16 protein-coding genes and 1 pseudogene are annotated in these 14,642 nt (G+C 69.7%); 12 read left to right on the top strand and 5 right to left on the bottom strand.

Annotated features, from left to right (window positions below):
* Position 1: 1 nt before the first annotated feature.
* The 11 genes from pafA (at position 2) to ACFYQ5_RS22195 (ending at position 10,717) form a co-directional block, all read left to right on the top strand.
* The gene (gene pafA, locus ACFYQ5_RS22245; RefSeq protein ID WP_389199702.1) at positions 2-1,363 is read left to right on the top strand and encodes a Pup--protein ligase; all 1,362 of its coding nucleotides are present in this window, start codon (positions 2-4) and stop codon (positions 1,361-1,363) included.
* Positions 1,364-1,485: 122 nt separating this feature from the next.
* On the top strand, positions 1,486-2,418 hold the full coding sequence (locus ACFYQ5_RS22240; protein WP_389199700.1) for an FKBP-type peptidyl-prolyl cis-trans isomerase: 933 nt from the start codon (positions 1,486-1,488) through the stop codon (positions 2,416-2,418).
* A gap of 43 nt (positions 2,419-2,461) precedes the next feature.
* On the top strand, positions 2,462-2,836 hold the full coding sequence (locus ACFYQ5_RS22235; protein WP_014157205.1) for an FKBP-type peptidyl-prolyl cis-trans isomerase: 375 nt from the start codon (positions 2,462-2,464) through the stop codon (positions 2,834-2,836).
* A 115-nt stretch (positions 2,837-2,951) separates the two neighbouring features.
* Complete coding sequence (locus tag ACFYQ5_RS22230) at positions 2,952-3,905, top strand: helix-turn-helix transcriptional regulator (RefSeq protein ID WP_389199699.1); 954 nt, start codon at positions 2,952-2,954, stop codon at positions 3,903-3,905.
* Between the two features lie 13 nt (positions 3,906-3,918).
* Positions 3,919-4,875, top strand: coding sequence for a YafY family protein (locus ACFYQ5_RS22225; RefSeq protein WP_033304533.1), 957 nt, complete (start codon positions 3,919-3,921; stop codon positions 4,873-4,875).
* Positions 4,876-4,912: 37 nt separating this feature from the next.
* Positions 4,913-5,188 carry a hypothetical protein gene (locus tag ACFYQ5_RS22220; protein WP_389199697.1) on the top strand — a complete coding sequence of 92 codons (276 nt, stop codon included), beginning with the start codon at positions 4,913-4,915 and terminating at the stop codon, positions 5,186-5,188.
* 24 nt (positions 5,189-5,212) lie between these two features.
* Positions 5,213-5,410, top strand: coding sequence for a hypothetical protein (locus tag ACFYQ5_RS22215; RefSeq protein ID WP_389199696.1), 198 nt, complete (start codon positions 5,213-5,215; stop codon positions 5,408-5,410).
* Positions 5,411-5,624: 214 nt separating this feature from the next.
* Positions 5,625-5,918: a Sec-independent protein translocase subunit TatA gene (tatA, locus tag ACFYQ5_RS22210; RefSeq protein ID WP_014157210.1), complete on the top strand. Its 294-nt coding sequence runs from the start codon at positions 5,625-5,627 to the stop codon at positions 5,916-5,918.
* Between the two features lie 49 nt (positions 5,919-5,967).
* Complete coding sequence (gene tatC / locus ACFYQ5_RS22205; protein WP_389199694.1) at positions 5,968-6,930, top strand: twin-arginine translocase subunit TatC; 963 nt, start codon at positions 5,968-5,970, stop codon at positions 6,928-6,930.
* A gap of 18 nt (positions 6,931-6,948) precedes the next feature.
* Complete coding sequence (locus tag ACFYQ5_RS22200) at positions 6,949-7,839, top strand: diacylglycerol kinase (RefSeq protein ID WP_389199692.1); 891 nt, start codon at positions 6,949-6,951, stop codon at positions 7,837-7,839.
* Between the two features lie 49 nt (positions 7,840-7,888).
* Positions 7,889-10,717, top strand: a complete 2,829-nt coding sequence (locus ACFYQ5_RS22195) for a DEAD/DEAH box helicase (RefSeq protein WP_389199690.1) — start codon at positions 7,889-7,891, stop codon at positions 10,715-10,717.
* An 84-nt stretch (positions 10,718-10,801) separates the two neighbouring features.
* Here the strand turns inward: ACFYQ5_RS22195 and ACFYQ5_RS22190 are convergent, their stop codons facing one another.
* From ACFYQ5_RS22190 to ACFYQ5_RS22180, 3 genes and pseudogenes are all read right to left on the bottom strand, one after another.
* Complete coding sequence (locus ACFYQ5_RS22190; RefSeq protein ID WP_389199689.1) at positions 10,802-11,245, bottom strand: SPW repeat protein; 444 nt, start codon at positions 11,243-11,245, stop codon at positions 10,802-10,804.
* A 111-nt stretch (positions 11,246-11,356) separates the two neighbouring features.
* Positions 11,357-11,713 carry an abscisic acid-deficient protein Aba4 family protein gene (locus tag ACFYQ5_RS22185; protein WP_389199688.1) on the bottom strand — a complete coding sequence of 119 codons (357 nt, stop codon included), beginning with the start codon at positions 11,711-11,713 and terminating at the stop codon, positions 11,357-11,359.
* A gap of 19 nt (positions 11,714-11,732) precedes the next feature.
* Positions 11,733-11,987 (bottom strand): annotated as a pseudogene (locus ACFYQ5_RS22180) (hypothetical protein); the annotation flags it as partial.
* Between ACFYQ5_RS22180 and ACFYQ5_RS22175 the strand changes: the two are divergent.
* Positions 11,928-12,575 carry a MerR family transcriptional regulator gene (locus ACFYQ5_RS22175; RefSeq protein ID WP_389199791.1) on the top strand — a complete coding sequence of 216 codons (648 nt, stop codon included), beginning with the start codon at positions 11,928-11,930 and terminating at the stop codon, positions 12,573-12,575. The pseudogene ACFYQ5_RS22180 and the gene ACFYQ5_RS22175 overlap by 60 nt on opposite strands.
* Positions 12,576-12,636: 61 nt before the next feature.
* Here ACFYQ5_RS22175 and ACFYQ5_RS22170 read toward each other — a convergent pair whose 3' ends face one another.
* Positions 12,637-13,479 (bottom strand): siderophore-interacting protein, encoded by an 843-nt coding sequence (locus ACFYQ5_RS22170; protein WP_389199687.1) that lies wholly within the window; start codon positions 13,477-13,479, stop codon positions 12,637-12,639.
* A 65-nt stretch (positions 13,480-13,544) separates the two neighbouring features.
* Entirely contained in the window at positions 13,545-14,453 is a 909-nt protein-coding gene (locus ACFYQ5_RS22165; protein ID WP_389199789.1) for a 5'-3' exonuclease H3TH domain-containing protein, read from the bottom strand.
* Positions 14,454-14,642: the final 189 nt, after the last annotated feature.

Genomic DNA, 14,642 nt, shown 5'->3' with positions numbered 1-14,642 from the left:
CATGGACCGCCGCATTTTCGGGCTGGAGAACGAGTACGGCGTCACGTGCACGTTCAGGGGACAGCGCCGACTGTCACCTGACGAAGTGGCGCGCTACCTCTTCCGCCGTGTTGTGTCATGGGGCCGCAGCAGCAATGTCTTTCTGCGGAACGGCGCCCGCCTGTACCTCGACGTGGGATCGCATCCGGAATACGCGACACCCGAATGCGACAATGTGACCGAGCTGGTCACGCACGACAAGGCGGGCGAGCGTATTCTCGAAGGCCTGCTCGTCGACGCCGAACGCCGCCTGCACGAGGAGGGAATCGCGGGCGACGTCTATCTCTTCAAGAACAACACCGACTCGGCTGGAAACTCCTACGGGTGTCATGAGAACTACCTCGTGGCCCGGCACGGAGAATTCTCCCGGCTCGCGGACATCCTCATTCCGTTCCTCGTCACCCGTCAGCTGATCTGCGGTGCCGGCAAGGTGCTGCAGACGCCGCGCGGAGCCGTCTACTGCGTGAGCCAGCGGGCCGAGCACATCTGGGAGGGCGTCAGTTCCGCGACGACGCGCTCCCGCCCGATCATCAACACCCGGGACGAACCGCACGCCGACGCGGAGCGCTACCGCCGCCTCCACGTCATCGTCGGTGACTCCAACATGTCCGAGACGACCATGCTCCTCAAGGTCGGCGCCACCGACCTCGTGCTGCGCATGATCGAGGCGGGCACGGTGATGCGCGACCTGACCCTGGAGAACCCGATCCGGGCCATCCGCGAGGTCAGCCACGACATCACGGGACAGCGCAAGGTGCGCCTGGCCAACGGCCGCGAGGCATCCGCCATCGAGATTCAGCGCGAGTACTACGAGAAGGCCGTCGACTTCGTCGAACGCCGTGGCATCCGCACCGGCACCGTCGACCAGGTCCTCGAACTGTGGGGCCGCACGCTGGACGCCATCGAGGCCGAGGACCTCGACCGCATCGGCACCGAGATCGACTGGGTCATGAAGTACAAGCTCATCGAGCGGTACCGGGCGAAGCACAACATGACCATGTCGAATCCGAGGGTCGCTCAGATAGACCTCGCCTACCACGACATCCACCGGCGGCGCGGGCTCTACTACCTCCTGGAGCGCAAGGGCCAGACCGCCCGTATCTGCAACGACCTGAAGATCTTCGAGGGCAAGTCGGTGCCCCCGCAGACGACCAGGGCGCGACTGCGCGGCGACTTCATCCGCCGGGCCCAGGAACAGCGGCGGGATTTCACCGTCGACTGGGTCCACCTCAAGCTCAACGACCAGGCACAGCGCACCGTGCTCTGCAAGGACCCGTTCCGTTCCGTCGACGAGCGGGTGGAGAAGCTGATCGCGGGCATGTGATCCGGGACAGGAATGTCCCAGCTCTTTGGCTGACCGGGCCCCGTACGTTCCTCGTACGGGGCCCTTCCATCGGCCTAGAGTGTCGGGGACCGATCACGTGCCGTCTGAGATCTGAGGAACCAGTGCGCCGACTTGCCGGCCTTCTCGTCGTCCCCCTACTGCTGCTGTCCACGGCGGCATGCGGCGACGACAAGGCCTCCGACTCCGCCTCCAAGAACGGGTTTCCCGCGATCACCGCGGGAGCGAAGTTCGGCGAGAAGCCCACCCTGGCGAAGGGTGAGGGTAAACCCCCCACGAAGCTGAAGACCGAAGTCATCAGTGAGGGGGACGGCATGACGCTGAAGACCGGCGACGCGGCCAAGGTCAACTACCTCGGGCAGGCGTGGGACTCCACGAAGCCGTTCGACAACAGTTTCGATCGTAAACAGGAGTTCGGTATCGCTCTCGGTACCAGCATGGTCATCCCGGGCTGGGAGCAGGGGCTCGTCGGGCAGAAGGTCGGCAGCCGTGTGCAGTTGGTGATCCCGCCGGATCTCGCCTACGGCGCGCAGGGCCAGGGGGACATCAAGCCGAACGCCACCCTCGTCTTCGTCGTGGACGTGGTGAGTGCGAAGACGATCCCGAAGTCCGCGAAGGGCAGCACGGTCGCCCAGGACAACATCGACCTGCCGAAGATCGGTGCCGACACCGACGGCAAGGCCCCCAAGGTCACGATCCCCAAGAGTGACCCGCCCAAGAAGCTCGTCTCCACCTACATCATCGAGGCCGACGGGGAGGTCGTGGGGGAGAACGACACTCTCGTCGTGAACTACGAGGCGTACCTGTGGAAGGGCGCGAAGCAGTTCGACAGCACCTACAAGGCGGGCAAGGCCGTGGGCTTCCCGCTGGCCCAGATCAACCTCAAGGGGCTCAAGAGCGGCTTGGCCGGCAAGAAGGTCGGCAGTCGTGTCCTGCTCGTCATCCCGCCGGACCAGGCCTTCGGTGACCAGGCCCAGCAGACCATCCCCGCCAACTCGACGCTCGTGTGGACCATGGACATCCTGGCGAAGGTGTAAGACTGTCCCGGTTGCCCAGTTCATCAGTAAGAGGAGCAGTTCAGTGAGCATCGACAAGCCCGAGATCGACTTCCCGGGTGGCGAGCCGCCGGCCGACCTGGAGATCAAGGAAATCTGGGAGGGCGACGGACCGGTGGCCCAGGCGGGCCAGACCGTCTCCGTGCACTACGTCGGTGTGGCCTTCTCCACCGGCGAGGAGTTCGACGCCTCGTGGAACCGCGGCACCCCGCTGCAGTTCCAGCTCGGTGCCGGTCAGGTCATCGCCGGCTGGGACAAGGGCGTCCAGGGCATGAAGGTCGGCGGCCGTCGCCAGCTGACCATCCCCGCGCACCTCGCCTACGGCGACCGCGGCGCGGGCGGCGGCGCCATCGCCCCGGGCGAGACGCTGATCTTCGTCTGCGACCTCGTCGGCGTCTGATCCGTCCGTCTACAGCAGTCGGGGCCCGTGCCGCAAGGCACGGGCCCTCGCTTTGGTCCGGACACCCCGGGGCGGTACGGTCGACGATCGGAGAGCACGTCGAGAAAGGGCGTCGATGGCGATTGCCAAGGCCGAACGGCTGATGAACCTGGCACTGTGTCTGCTGGGTACCCGGCGCCCGCTCAGCAAGCGTGAGCTCCGCGGATCCATCGAGGCCTACCTGGAGGCGGGCTCCGACGAATCCTTCAACCGGATGTTCGAGCGCGACAAGGACGACCTGCGCGAACTCGGCCTGATCATCGAGACCGTGGAGAACCTGGACGGCGACACCGGGTACCTCGCGCGCCGCGACAGCAACAGGCTGCCCCCCATCACCCTGGACGCCGAGGAGGCCGCGGCCCTCGGTCTCGCCGCCAAGGTCTGGCAGCAGGCCCGGCTCGCGGGCGCCGCGAGTGGAGCCCTGCAGAAGCTGCGGGCCGCCGGCATGCCGGAGGCGGAGGACGCCTACGAGGTGCACAGCGCCCTGGAACCCCGCATCCCGGTCCATGAGGCCGCCTTCGAGCCGCTGATGCTCGCCTGCCGGGACCGCCGCCCGGTCACCTTCGACTACCGCAAGGGCAACTCCGCCCGCCCCGAACAGCGCCAGGTCGAGCCCTGGACGCTCGAGTGCTGGCGCGGCCACTGGTATCTGGCCGGCTGGGACCGCGACCGGGGGGCCGAGCGCGTCTTCCGGCTGTCCAGGATCTCGGGCCGGGTCCGCTCCCGCGCGGGTGCCTTCACGGCCCGGGTCCCCGACGCCGTCACCGTCCGCGAGACCGTGGAGAGCTGGGCGGGAGAGACCGCCACCAGGACCGCTCGCATCAGGCTGCGCACCGGATCCGGCTACCCGCTGCGCTCCCGCGCCATATCCGTACGGGAACTCGGCGACGGCTGGGACGAGTTGGAGATCCCGTACGGACACGGGCTGGACGCCTGGCTCGTGGAGTTCGGTCCCGACGTGATCGTGAGCGAGCCCGCCGATCTGCGGGCCGACGTGATGGACCGGCTGCGCGCCGTGGCCAAGGACTGAGGGGGACCCACTCGTGGCCACGAACGCGATCGACCAGACCCGGCGGATGCTCTCCCTCGTCACGTATCTGCGTGAGCGCCCCGGCGCACACGTCCAGGACGTGGCCAGGGCCTTCGGGATCACCGAGGACGAGCTGATCTCCGACCTCGACGTGCTGCCCATGTGCGGGACCAGCTTCCGGGGTGGTGACCTGCTGGACATCGACACCGACGGTGACCGGATCTGGTGGCACAACCCGGACGACGTCGCGGAGCCGCTGCGGCTCGCCGCCGACGAGGCGACCGCTCTGCTCGTCGCGGCCCGCGCCGTCGCCACTCTCCCCGGGCTGCGCGAGAGCGACCGGCAGGCGCTGGTCCGCGCGACCGCGAAGCTGGAGACGGCGGCCGGCGAGGTGGGGGCCGCCAGCTCGCGGCTCTCGGTCACCTTCGAGTCCGAGGGCGGTGTCTTCGCCGACGTGGACCGGGCGATCTCCGAGCGGCGCAGGCTCTGGCTGCGCTACTACTCGCCCGCGCGCGACGAGCTGACCGAGCGCGAGGTGGACCCGATCCGGCTGTTCGCCGTCGGCCACACCTATATGGAGGGCTGGTGCCGGCTCACCGAGGCGCGGCGTACGTTCCGGCTCGACCGGGTCGCCGAGATCCGGCTCCTCGACGCGCCTTCCGCCCCGCCGGAGCTGGAGCTCCGCGACCTCTCCGAGGGGCTGGTGCAGCCCGCCGCCGAGGATCCGGAGGTCGTGATCGAGGTCGGCCCCGGCGGCCGGTGGGTCGCCGAGTACTACCCGCACGACAGCGCGGAGGAGCTGCCCGACGGCGGCCTGCGGATCACGCTCCGTACCCCCGACCCGGCCTCCCTGCGCAGGCTCGCCCTGCGGCTGGGCGGCGAAGGACGCATCACCTCGCCCCCGGACCTGGCCGAGAGCGCCCGGCTGGCGGCGCGTGAGGCGCTGGCCGCCTACGACGGCGCGCTCTGAGAGGCGGCCACCGGTGCAGCGAGGAGACAGAGGTCATATGACTGCGATATCGAGCACGAGGACCGGACCGGTTCCGGTCCCCGTGCCCGACGCCGTGCGCTTCCGGGCCGCCTGCCCGGACTGCCGTGAGCGGTTCGAGCTCGGGGCGGGAGCGCTGCGGCTGGCGATAGGAGCCAGCCGCCGTACGACCTTCTACTCCTTCACCTGCCCCGCGTGCGGTTCCGCGGTCCGCAAGCCGGCCGGGGAGCGCATCGTCGAACTCCTCAGTGACGGCGGGGTGCGGACACTGCGCCTGCACACCGCCCTGCGGTAACGAGAAAGCATCGAGGATCCGCCCATGTTCTGGCCCATGCTCGCCATCGCTCTGGGATTCGTCGGCCTGGCCGTGCTCGGCGTGCTGGCCGTCAAGGTCTTCGTCGAGGCACAGCGGCTCGCCGGACAGGTCGCCGCGACCACGCGGCAGATCAACCGAGCGGCGGAGGATCTCGAACGAGCGGCCACCACCCTCGCCGATACGGGTGAGGCCCTGCGATAGCAGTGCGCGGCCTCCAGATTCACCGGTCCGGGGGGTACGCTGCTGGAGCGGCCCAGGCAGGGAGGTGTGGGCCGCAAGCGGGAGTACCCGCGGGCATTGCCTCGCGTTTACCCCTGCGGGTTACGATCGCTGCCAGCGCGAAGGTCGGACATCTGTCCGGTCGAACGGGTAGCGAACCCACCCTCCAGACGCCTCAGTGAGAAGGAAGTCGCACATGATCGGCAATCTGAAGCCCCTCGAGATCGTTCTGATCATCGCTGTCATCCTGCTGCTCTTCGGTGCCAAGAAGCTTCCCGACATGGCGCGTTCGCTCGGCAAGTCGGCCCGCATCCTCAAGAGCGAGGCCAAGGCCATGAAGAAGGACGACGCGGAGCCCGCGGCGCCCACCACCGAGACCGTCGCGGACACCACCCCGCCCGCGGCCACCGCTCGCACGATCCAGGCCGCTCCGGGAGACGTCACCAGCTCCCGTCCGGTCAGCGAGGCCAAGCCCACCACCCAGAGCTGACAGCTGATCCGCACCACCGGAAGCTGCCGCACGAGACGAGGGAAGTGGGTTGCTCAAGTCTGCCCGCAAGCAGGAGAAGGACGACGAGGGACGTATGCCCCTCCTCGATCACCTGCGTGAGCTGCGCAACCGGCTGCTGAAGTCGGTCCTGGCGATCGTCATCGCCGTGATCGTGGCGGCGTTCTTCCAGAAGGAGATCTTCGAGTTCCTGATGAAGCCGATCCTGGACTCGGTCGGCTGCAAGAACGGCGCCGTGACCATGGTCAACGGACGGCCGTGCGCGGAGATGACCACCAACGGTCTGCTGTCGCCGTTCACCATCGCACTGAAGGTGTCCCTGATGGCGGGCGTGCTGGTAGCCACCCCGGTGTGGCTGTACCAGCTGTGGGCGTTCGTCGCCCCGGGCCTGCACAAGCAGGAGAAGCGCTACTCGTTCGCCTTCGCCGCGGCCGGGGTCCCGCTCTTCGCCGCCGGCGCCTACCTGGCGTACGCGATCCTGCCGCAGACCGCCGAGATCATGCTCGGTTTCACACCCGACAACGTGAAGAACCTGCTGCCGCTGGACGACTTCCTGGATCTGATCACCCGCATGGTGATCGTCTTCGGGCTGGCCTTCGAGCTGCCGCTCCTGCTCATCCTGCTCAACCTGACCGGCGTACTGTCCGGTGCCCGCATGCTGCGCTGGTGGCGGGGGATGCTCGTCGGGCTGACCGGGTTCGCGGCCATCGCCACGCCGGGTGGTGAGCCCATCTCGATGCTGCTGCTCGCGGGTCCGCTCGCGGTGCTCTACTTCATCGCGGTCGGCTTCTCGCTGCTCAACGACAAGCGCAGGCGGCGCGCCAACCCCGACGCGGAGCTCGACGACGACGAGGCGTCGAAGCTCGACCTCACCCCCCAGACCGTCGGCGAGATCGAGCCGGTGTCCTCCCGGCCGGCGCTGCCCGAGCAGGCCGGCGGTGACGCCGACGGTGGCCGTTCCCACCGGCTCAACGGTTACGACGACATCACCTGACCTTGTAGGGTCCCGCTGGTGACCAGCGAGATCACCCTCTTCGTCAATCCCACCGCGGGAAGCGGCCGGGGCGCGCGTGCCGCGCAGCCGGCCGCTTCCGCTTTGCGGGACGCCGGCTTCTCCGTACGGACGGTTCTCGGCGAGGACGCCGACGACGCCCTGCGGCGGGCCCGCGAGGCCGTGGCGGCCGGGACCGGAGCGCTGATAGCCGTGGGCGGGGACGGCATGATGTCCCTCGCCCTGCAGGCCGTGGCCGGCACCTCGACGCCGCTCGGCGTCGTGGCCGTAGGCACCGGGAACGACTTCGCCCGAGCCCTCGGACTGCCGGTCCGCGACCCGGCCGCCGCCGGACGGCTGGCGGCCGAGGCGCTCAAGGCCGGGACGGTGCGCGCGATCGACCTGGGCCGGGTCGGGGAGCGGTGGTTCGGCTCCGTGCTGGCCTCGGGCTTCGACTCGCGGGTCAACGACCGGGGGAACCGGATGCGCTGGGTGGGCGGGCGCTTCACGTACGACCTGGCGATCCTCGCGGAGCTGGCCGCCTTCCGGCCGATCCCGTACCGCGTCAGGCTGGACGGCGGCCCGGTGACGGAGATCGAGGCGGCTCTGATCGCGGTGGGCAACGGGACCACGTACGGCGGCGGCATGCGGATCTGTGCCGACGCGGTCATGGACGACGGGCTCTTCGACGTGACCGTGGTCGGTGACTGCGGCCGGGCCACCCTGCTCACGGTCTTCCCGAAGGTGTACAGGGGGACGCACCTGGGGCACCCGGCAGTCACCGTGCACCGGGTCTCCTCGATCGAGCTGTCCGCGGCCGGTGTCACGGCCTACGCGGACGGTGAGCCCTTCGGCGCGCTGCCCGTCCACGCCACCTGTGTACCCGGCGCTGTCCGGGTCCTTGCACCGTGAAATAAAGATCGGGCTGACTGTCATACGGGGCGGGTAGGCTCGTATCAAGATGACAGAGGACCTCTCACCAGCTGAGCGATACCAGGCGTCCCGGGTCCGTACGGCCGAGCAGGCCACGGCCCTCGGGCCCTTTCGCGAGATGTACGAATTCGGACTGGACCCGTTCCAGATCGAGGCATGCCAGGCCCTGGAGGCCGGCAAGGGGGTGCTGGTCGCGGCCCCCACCGGGTCGGGCAAGACGATCGTCGGCGAATTCGCCGTTCACCTGGCCCTGAGGCAGGGCCGCAAGTGTTTCTACACCACGCCCATCAAGGCCTTGTCCAACCAGAAGTTCACCGATCTCGTCCGGCGCTACGGCGCGGACAAGGTCGGTCTGCTGACCGGTGACAACAGTGTCAACGCGGACGCACCCGTGGTCGTCATGACGACCGAGGTCCTGCGCAACATGCTGTACGCGGGCTCCCAGTCCCTCACCGGCCTCGGCTATGTGGTCATGGACGAGGTGCACTACCTCTCCGACCGCTTCAGGGGCGCCGTGTGGGAGGAAGTGATCATCCACCTGCCGGAGTCCGTGACCCTGGTGTCGCTGTCGGCGACGGTGTCCAACGCCGAGGAGTTCGGCGACTGGCTGGACACCGTCCGCGGCGACACCCAGGTGATCGTCTCCGAGCACCGGCCCGTGCCGTTGTGGCAGCACGTCATGGCCGGGCGCCGGATGTACGACCTCTTCGAGGAGGAGACCGACCACGGTGGCCGGGGCACCGGCCGGCGCGAGGTCAACCCCGACCTCGTCCGGCTCGCCCGGATGGAGAACCAGCGCGGATACAACCCGCGCGAGCGCCGGCGCGGGAAGATGGTGCGCGAGGCCGACCGCGAGCGCGAGCGGCGTCAGCGCAGCCGTATCTGGACCCCGTCCCGGCCCGAGGTCATCGACCGGCTCGACGCCGAGGGGCTCCTGCCCGCCATCACTTTCATCTTCAGCCGGGCCGGCTGCCAGGCGGCCGTGCAGCAGTGCCTGCAGGCCGGGCTGCGGCTGAACGACGAGGACAAACGCCATCTGGTGCGGGAGATCGTCGAGGAGCGGACCGCGTCCATCCCCGGTGAGGACCTGCACGTCCTCGGCTACTACGAGTGGCTCGAAGGTCTGGAGCGGGGCATCGCGGCGCACCACGCCGGGATGCTGCCGACCTTCAAGGAGGTCGTCGAGGAGCTGTTCGTCCGTGGCCTGGTCAAGGCGGTCTTCGCGACCGAGACGCTGGCGCTCGGCATCAACATGCCCGCGCGTTCCGTGGTGCTCGAGAAGCTCGTCAAGTGGAACGGCGAGCAGCACGCCGACATCACGCCCGGCGAATACACCCAGCTGACCGGGCGGGCCGGGCGCCGCGGCATCGACGTCGAGGGCCACGCGGTCGTCCTGTGGCAGCGGGGCATGGACCCCGGCGCGCTCGCCGGACTCGCGGGCACGCGTACGTATCCGCTGCGCTCCAGCTTCCGGCCCTCGTACAACATGGCCGTCAATCTCGTGCAGCAGTTCGGACGGCATCGCTCGCGTGAGCTGCTCGAGACCTCCTTCGCGCAGTTCCAGGCGGACCGGTCCGTCGTGGGGATCTCCCGGCAGGTCCAGCGCAACGAGGAGGGCCTGGCCGGTTACAAGGAGGGCATGACCTGCCACCTCGGGGACTTCGAGGAGTACGCGCGGCTGCGCCGCGACCTCAAGGACCGCGAGACGGAGCTGGCCAAGCAGGGAGCGGCCCAGCGGCGTGTTGCCGCGGCTTCGTCCCTGGAGAAGCTGAAGCCCGGTGACGTCATCCACGTCCCCACCGGAAAGTTCGCCGGACTCGCGCTGGTCCTCGACCCGGGGCTGCCCGCGGGCCGGACCAACGGCCATCGCGGACTGGAGTACCACGACGGACCGCGTCCCCTGGTGCTGACCGCCGAGCGGCAGGTCAAGCGGCTGGCCCAGATCGACTTCCCGGTACCGGTCGAAGCGCTGGAGCGGATGAGGGTGCCCAAGTCGTTCAACCCGCGCTCACCCCAGTCCCGCCGTGACCTGGCCTCCGCCCTGCGGAGCAAGGCGGGGCACATCGACCCGGGGCGGCACCGCAAGCCGCGGGCCGCCGCGGCCGACGACCGGGAGATCGCCCGGCTCCGCACGGAGCTGCGCGCCCACCCCTGCCACGGATGCGACGAGCGCGAGGACCACGCCCGCTGGGCCGAGCGCTATCACCGGCTGCAGCGCGACACCCGGCAGCTGGAGCACCGGATCGAGGGCCGGACGAACACCATCGCCCGTACCTTCGACCGCATCGTCGCGCTCCTCACCGAGCTCGACTACCTGCGGGGCAACGAGGTCACCGACAACGGCCGACGGCTGGCACGGCTCTACGGAGAGCTCGACCTGCTGGCCAGCGAATGCCTGCGGGACGGCGTGTGGGAGGGGCTCAACCCCGCCGAGCTCGCCGCGTGCGTGTCCGCGCTCGTCTACGAGGCGCGCCAGGCCGACGACGCGGTCGCACCCAAGCTGCCCTCCGGACCGGCGAAGGCCGCGATGGGCGAGATGGTCCGCATCTGGGGCCGTCTCGACGCCCTGGAGGAGGACTTCAAGATCAGCCAGACGGAAGGGGTCGGCCAGCGCGAGCCGGACCTCGGCTTCGCCTGGGCGGTCTACATGTGGGCCTCCGGCCGGACGCTGGACGAGGTGCTCCGCGAGGCGGAGATGCCGGCCGGAGACTTCGTGCGGTGGTGCAAGCAGGTCATCGACGTACTCGGCCAGATCGCGGCGGCCGCGCCCCGGGACGGGAGTTCTGTCGCGAAGAACGCCCACAAGGCGGTCGACGCGGTGCTTCGGGGCGTGGTGGCGTACAGCTCCGTGGGATGAGCGGCTGCCGGGTGACCTGGTGAGGTGAGCCGACGAGTGGCCACAGGCGAGCTGGTGCCTGTGGCCACTCCTGGCTTCCTCCCGTCAGGTGCTCTTCTTGTTCTTCATCGAGAGTCCCGCGCAGGCTGCTCCCAGCACGATCGCCAGACCGCCGGTGATCACGTTGCTGAGGACGACGCCCATGTCCGGGCTCTGCCCCACGACCCAGGTCGACACGATGAGCCATGCGCCCAGGGCGACGATGGCCATGCTCATCCCGGTCATCCGTTCGGGCATGGCGGTGAAGCAGAGGGCCAGTACGGCTATCGCGATTCCGATGACCAGGTTGTGCGTCACCAGGGAGGGCTGGCTCGCGGTGAAGTGAAGCACCCACGGCGAGACGGCGCAGTACAGGCCGAGCAGAAACACCGGTGCGTCCGCACCGGCCGTGGTGCGGCGCCCGCCGACCACGCGGTCGTGGCGCGCCCGCATTTCCTGGGCATCGGGGTGGCCGGAGATGTCCCGGCCGGTGTGCGAGATGTTGCTCATGAGAATGTTCTCCTTCGCACTTGCTGGAGCGACCGCGCTCGGGAGCCACGGTCATCAACGCTCCTGACCAGTGTGCTCTTATATGCCCCTTATGTGTAGTTTTCTTGGCGGCTAAATTCTGCGGTTCCGTCGAGGCGCCGGGCCCGGAGCGGCCGGGCCGCGCCGACTCCAGGAACACATCCACTGCCCGATCAGCAGATCCCAGGCGATGATCTGCGCCCAGACCGCGCCGGCGCCGTTCGCCAGGGCCGTCAGGTCGCGGAACGTATCGATGTCGGGGCTCCTCACCGCGGCCCACAGCTCCGGGAACACCGGCGTGGCCATCACCGCCCAGAGTGTGAGCACGGGCAGGACGGTCAGCGGGGAGGCGGCCAGGCGGGCCGTGTGCCGCCGGTGCGGAGCGAAGATCATGACCAGCCAGAACGGCGCGGCGGCCAGGAAGGTGATCTCGAAGAGCGCGCCGGTCATGCCACCAGCTCCTTGTTCGGCGCACCAGCCGCAGGCGCACGCGTGGGTCGCGCAGCCGGGCGACCCGAGGTGCGAGGAGGATCAGGGCGAGCACGAACAGCGGGAGCACCTGTAGGGCGTGCATGCCGATGAAGTGCGGGATGAGCAGGTCGCCGCCCGTGGTGGACCAGCCGGTCAGCGGCATCGAGGGCCCGCCGTCCGGCACGCCGACCGCGTGTGCGCCGACCACATCGGCGGTGTCGAGACCGCCGGCCGCCTGCTGCCCGGCGGAGGGCTGCTGCCTGTCGGCCGGCTGACCAGCCCGAACCAGGCGCACTACGACGACGGGCACGAGCGCAGGCTGCGGCTGATCCGCGCCCTGCTGGACGTCGGAGGGATGCCGCTCTCCGTCATCGCGGAGGTCCTGGGGGCGGTCGACGATCCTGCGCAGCCGGTGCACGAGGTGCTCGGCGCGGCGGCCAAAGGCATCACACCCGCGGAGCGGGAAGGGCCGGGGGAGGCGGATGCCGAGTCGGCCGAGGCCCAGGAGGAAGTCGCGGAGCTGCTGGCGCGGCGCGGCTGGCGGGTGGGCGTGGACAGTCCGGCGGGACGGTCCCTGGCGGGGGTGCTGGACGCACTGCGCAGGGCGGGGCACGGCGGTTTCGTCGAGCTGCTCGACGTCTACGCGGACGCGGCGGAGCACGTCGCCCACGCGGACCTCGACTACGTCCGGCGGCGGGTGGCGCGCGAGGACCTCTGGAGAGCGTCGTCGTCGGCACGCTCGGGGAGGCCATGTTCGGCGCCCTGCGGCGGCTCGCCCATGTGGACGCCTCGGCCCGTGCCTACGAGGCCGAACAGGAGGCGAAGGGGCCCCCGGGAGTAGGGGGCCACGCGAAACCCGGTCGCCGTCAACGACGGCGACCGGGTTTCGCGTGCGGGGGAAGCTACGCGGCGTTCTCCTGCTCGCGCTCCACCTGCTCGTTCCACTCGCGCTTGACCGCGCGCCACGCGTCGTCGTTCTGGCCGAGGCGCCAGTAGCCGGAGATCGACAGCTGCTGGAGGGGGATGCCGCGTTCCAGGCGGAGGTGGCGCCGGATCTCCTTCACGAAGCCCGCCTCACCGTGGACGAAGGCCTGCATCTCGCCCTCGGGGAACTCCAGCCCGCTCACCGCCGCGACGAGGGACTCGCCGACGGGGCGGTCGCCGCGGTGCAGCCAGGTGACCGAGACGCCGTCCGGGGTCACGAGCTTCTGCTCCTCCGCGGCGTCCGGTACCTCCACGAAGACGTGCGCCGGCGCACCCACCGGCAGGCGCTCCAGTGTCGCGGCGATCGCGGGCAGGGCGCTCTCGTCGCCCACCAGCAGATGCCAGTCGGCCGAGGCCTCCGGCACGTAACCGCCGCCGGGTCCCAGGAACGTCACCTGGTCGCCGGGCTGGGCCCGCGCCGCCCAGGGACCTGCCAGGCCCTCGTCGCCGTGCACCACGAAATCGATCGCGAGCTCCCGCGCGTGGGGGTCCCAGGAGCGCACCGTGTACGTGCGGGTGGTGGGCCACAGCTCGCGCGGGTACTCCTCGCGGATCCTGGCCATGTCGAAGGGGTGGCTGTAGTCCGCACCCTCCGGGGCGAAGCACAGCTTGACGTAGTGATCGGTGTATCCCCCGAGGGTGAAGCCGGCCAGGCCGTCGCCACCGAGGACCACGCGCACCATGTGCGGGGTGATCTGCTCGGTACGCAAAACCTGCGCCCCCTGCGCCTTCGGTGTCCGGCGTTGCGGCCGCTCTGCCACGAGGGTCTCCCTGAGGTCGGCATGTATGACGTACTGCATAGTTAGGCTTACCTAAGCTAGCACTTTCACGTCTGGAGCGTCAGGAGCAGGCGCTGCAGTGCGTTGCCCAGGCCCCAGCGCGTCGCGAGGGCCTCCAGGGCCGCCGGGTCGCGCGGTTCACGGGGGAGCGCCGGGTCGAAGGCGGGCAGAGGGACGTCGCCGGCCACGCGGACGACCTTCGGGGCGACCGCCACGTACTCCCTGGCCTCGTCCAGGCGCTTGCGCTGGGACGGGGTCAGCCGGGCGGTGGGATCGTCCACCGCGGCCATGATTCCGGCCAGGTCGCCGTAGGCGTCCAGCAGCTTCGCCGCCGTCTTCTCGCCGATGCCCGGCACTCCCGGCAGCCCATCGCTCGGATCGCCGCGCAGCAGGGCCAGATCGACGTATCCGCTGCCGTCCACGCCGTACTTCCCGCGCAGCCAGGCCTCGTCCGTCACCTGGAGCGTCCCCACGCCCTTCAGCGGGTAGAGCACCCGCACCCGGCGGGCGTCGTCGACCAGCTGGTACAGATCGCGGTCCCCGGTCACGATGTCCACAGGGCCGGAGGCCTGCCCGGCCAGCGTGCCGATCACGTCGTCCGCCTCGTACGGGGCGACGCCGACCCGCGCGATGCCGAGGGCGTCCAGTACGTCCTCGATCACCGCGACCTGCGGGGAGAGGGTGTCGGGGACCTCCTCCTCGTCGGGCAACCCCTGTGCGGTCTCGACGGCCACCCGGTGCGCCTTGTAGGTCGGGATCAGGTCGACCCGCCACTGCGGGCGCCAGTCCGCGTCCATGCAGGCGACCAGGTCGTCCGGCCGGTGGTCCTGCACGAGTCTGGCGATGAAGTCGAGGAGGCCGCGCACGGCGTTCACCGGTGTGCCGTCCGGTGCGCGCACCGAGTCCGGGACGCCGAAATAGGCGCGGAAGTACAAGGAAGCGGTGTCGAGGAGCATCAGGCGTCGCGTCACACCCTTGATCATGCCGCACCCCACCGACACGCCCGGGCCGACAGGCGTGTGGTTCCCGCATCCATCGGCTGCGGAAGTGAGCTGAGTCACACATGCGTTTGGTTTGCGTAAGCGAGGGCAGGCGCGGCAACGGAGGGGACCACGTCCATTTTTCAACTAATGCGCGTGCTCTGC

Origin of the sequence: Streptomyces sp. NPDC005794 (assembly GCF_042871445.1) — a bacterium.
Taxonomy (GTDB): domain Bacteria; phylum Actinomycetota; class Actinomycetes; order Streptomycetales; family Streptomycetaceae; genus Streptomyces.
The sequence above is the reverse complement of the archived record's forward strand: the minus strand, read 5'-3'. Positions and strand labels throughout refer to the sequence as shown.

What these genes read in the sequence shown, in the direction of transcription:
- pafA (WP_389199702.1), top strand. Translation starts at nt 2, where the DNA reads ATGGACCGCCGCATTTTCGGGCTGGAGAACGAGTACGGCGTCACGTGC.
- ACFYQ5_RS22215 (WP_389199696.1), top strand. Translation starts at nt 5,213, where the DNA reads ATGTTCTGGCCCATGCTCGCCATCGCTCTGGGATTCGTCGGCCTGGCC.
- ACFYQ5_RS22230 (WP_389199699.1), top strand. Translation starts at nt 2,952, where the DNA reads ATGGCGATTGCCAAGGCCGAACGGCTGATGAACCTGGCACTGTGTCTG.
- tatA (WP_014157210.1), top strand. Translation starts at nt 5,625, where the DNA reads ATGATCGGCAATCTGAAGCCCCTCGAGATCGTTCTGATCATCGCTGTC.
- ACFYQ5_RS22190 (WP_389199689.1), bottom strand. Translation starts at nt 11,245, where the DNA reads ATGAGCAACATCTCGCACACCGGCCGGGACATCTCCGGCCACCCCGAT.
- ACFYQ5_RS22185 (WP_389199688.1), bottom strand. Translation starts at nt 11,713, where the DNA reads ATGACCGGCGCGCTCTTCGAGATCACCTTCCTGGCCGCCGCGCCGTTC.
- ACFYQ5_RS22195 (WP_389199690.1), top strand. Translation starts at nt 7,889, where the DNA reads ATGACAGAGGACCTCTCACCAGCTGAGCGATACCAGGCGTCCCGGGTC.
- ACFYQ5_RS22165 (WP_389199789.1), bottom strand. Translation starts at nt 14,453, where the DNA reads ATGCTCCTCGACACCGCTTCCTTGTACTTCCGCGCCTATTTCGGCGTC.
- ACFYQ5_RS22220 (WP_389199697.1), top strand. Translation starts at nt 4,913, where the DNA reads ATGACTGCGATATCGAGCACGAGGACCGGACCGGTTCCGGTCCCCGTG.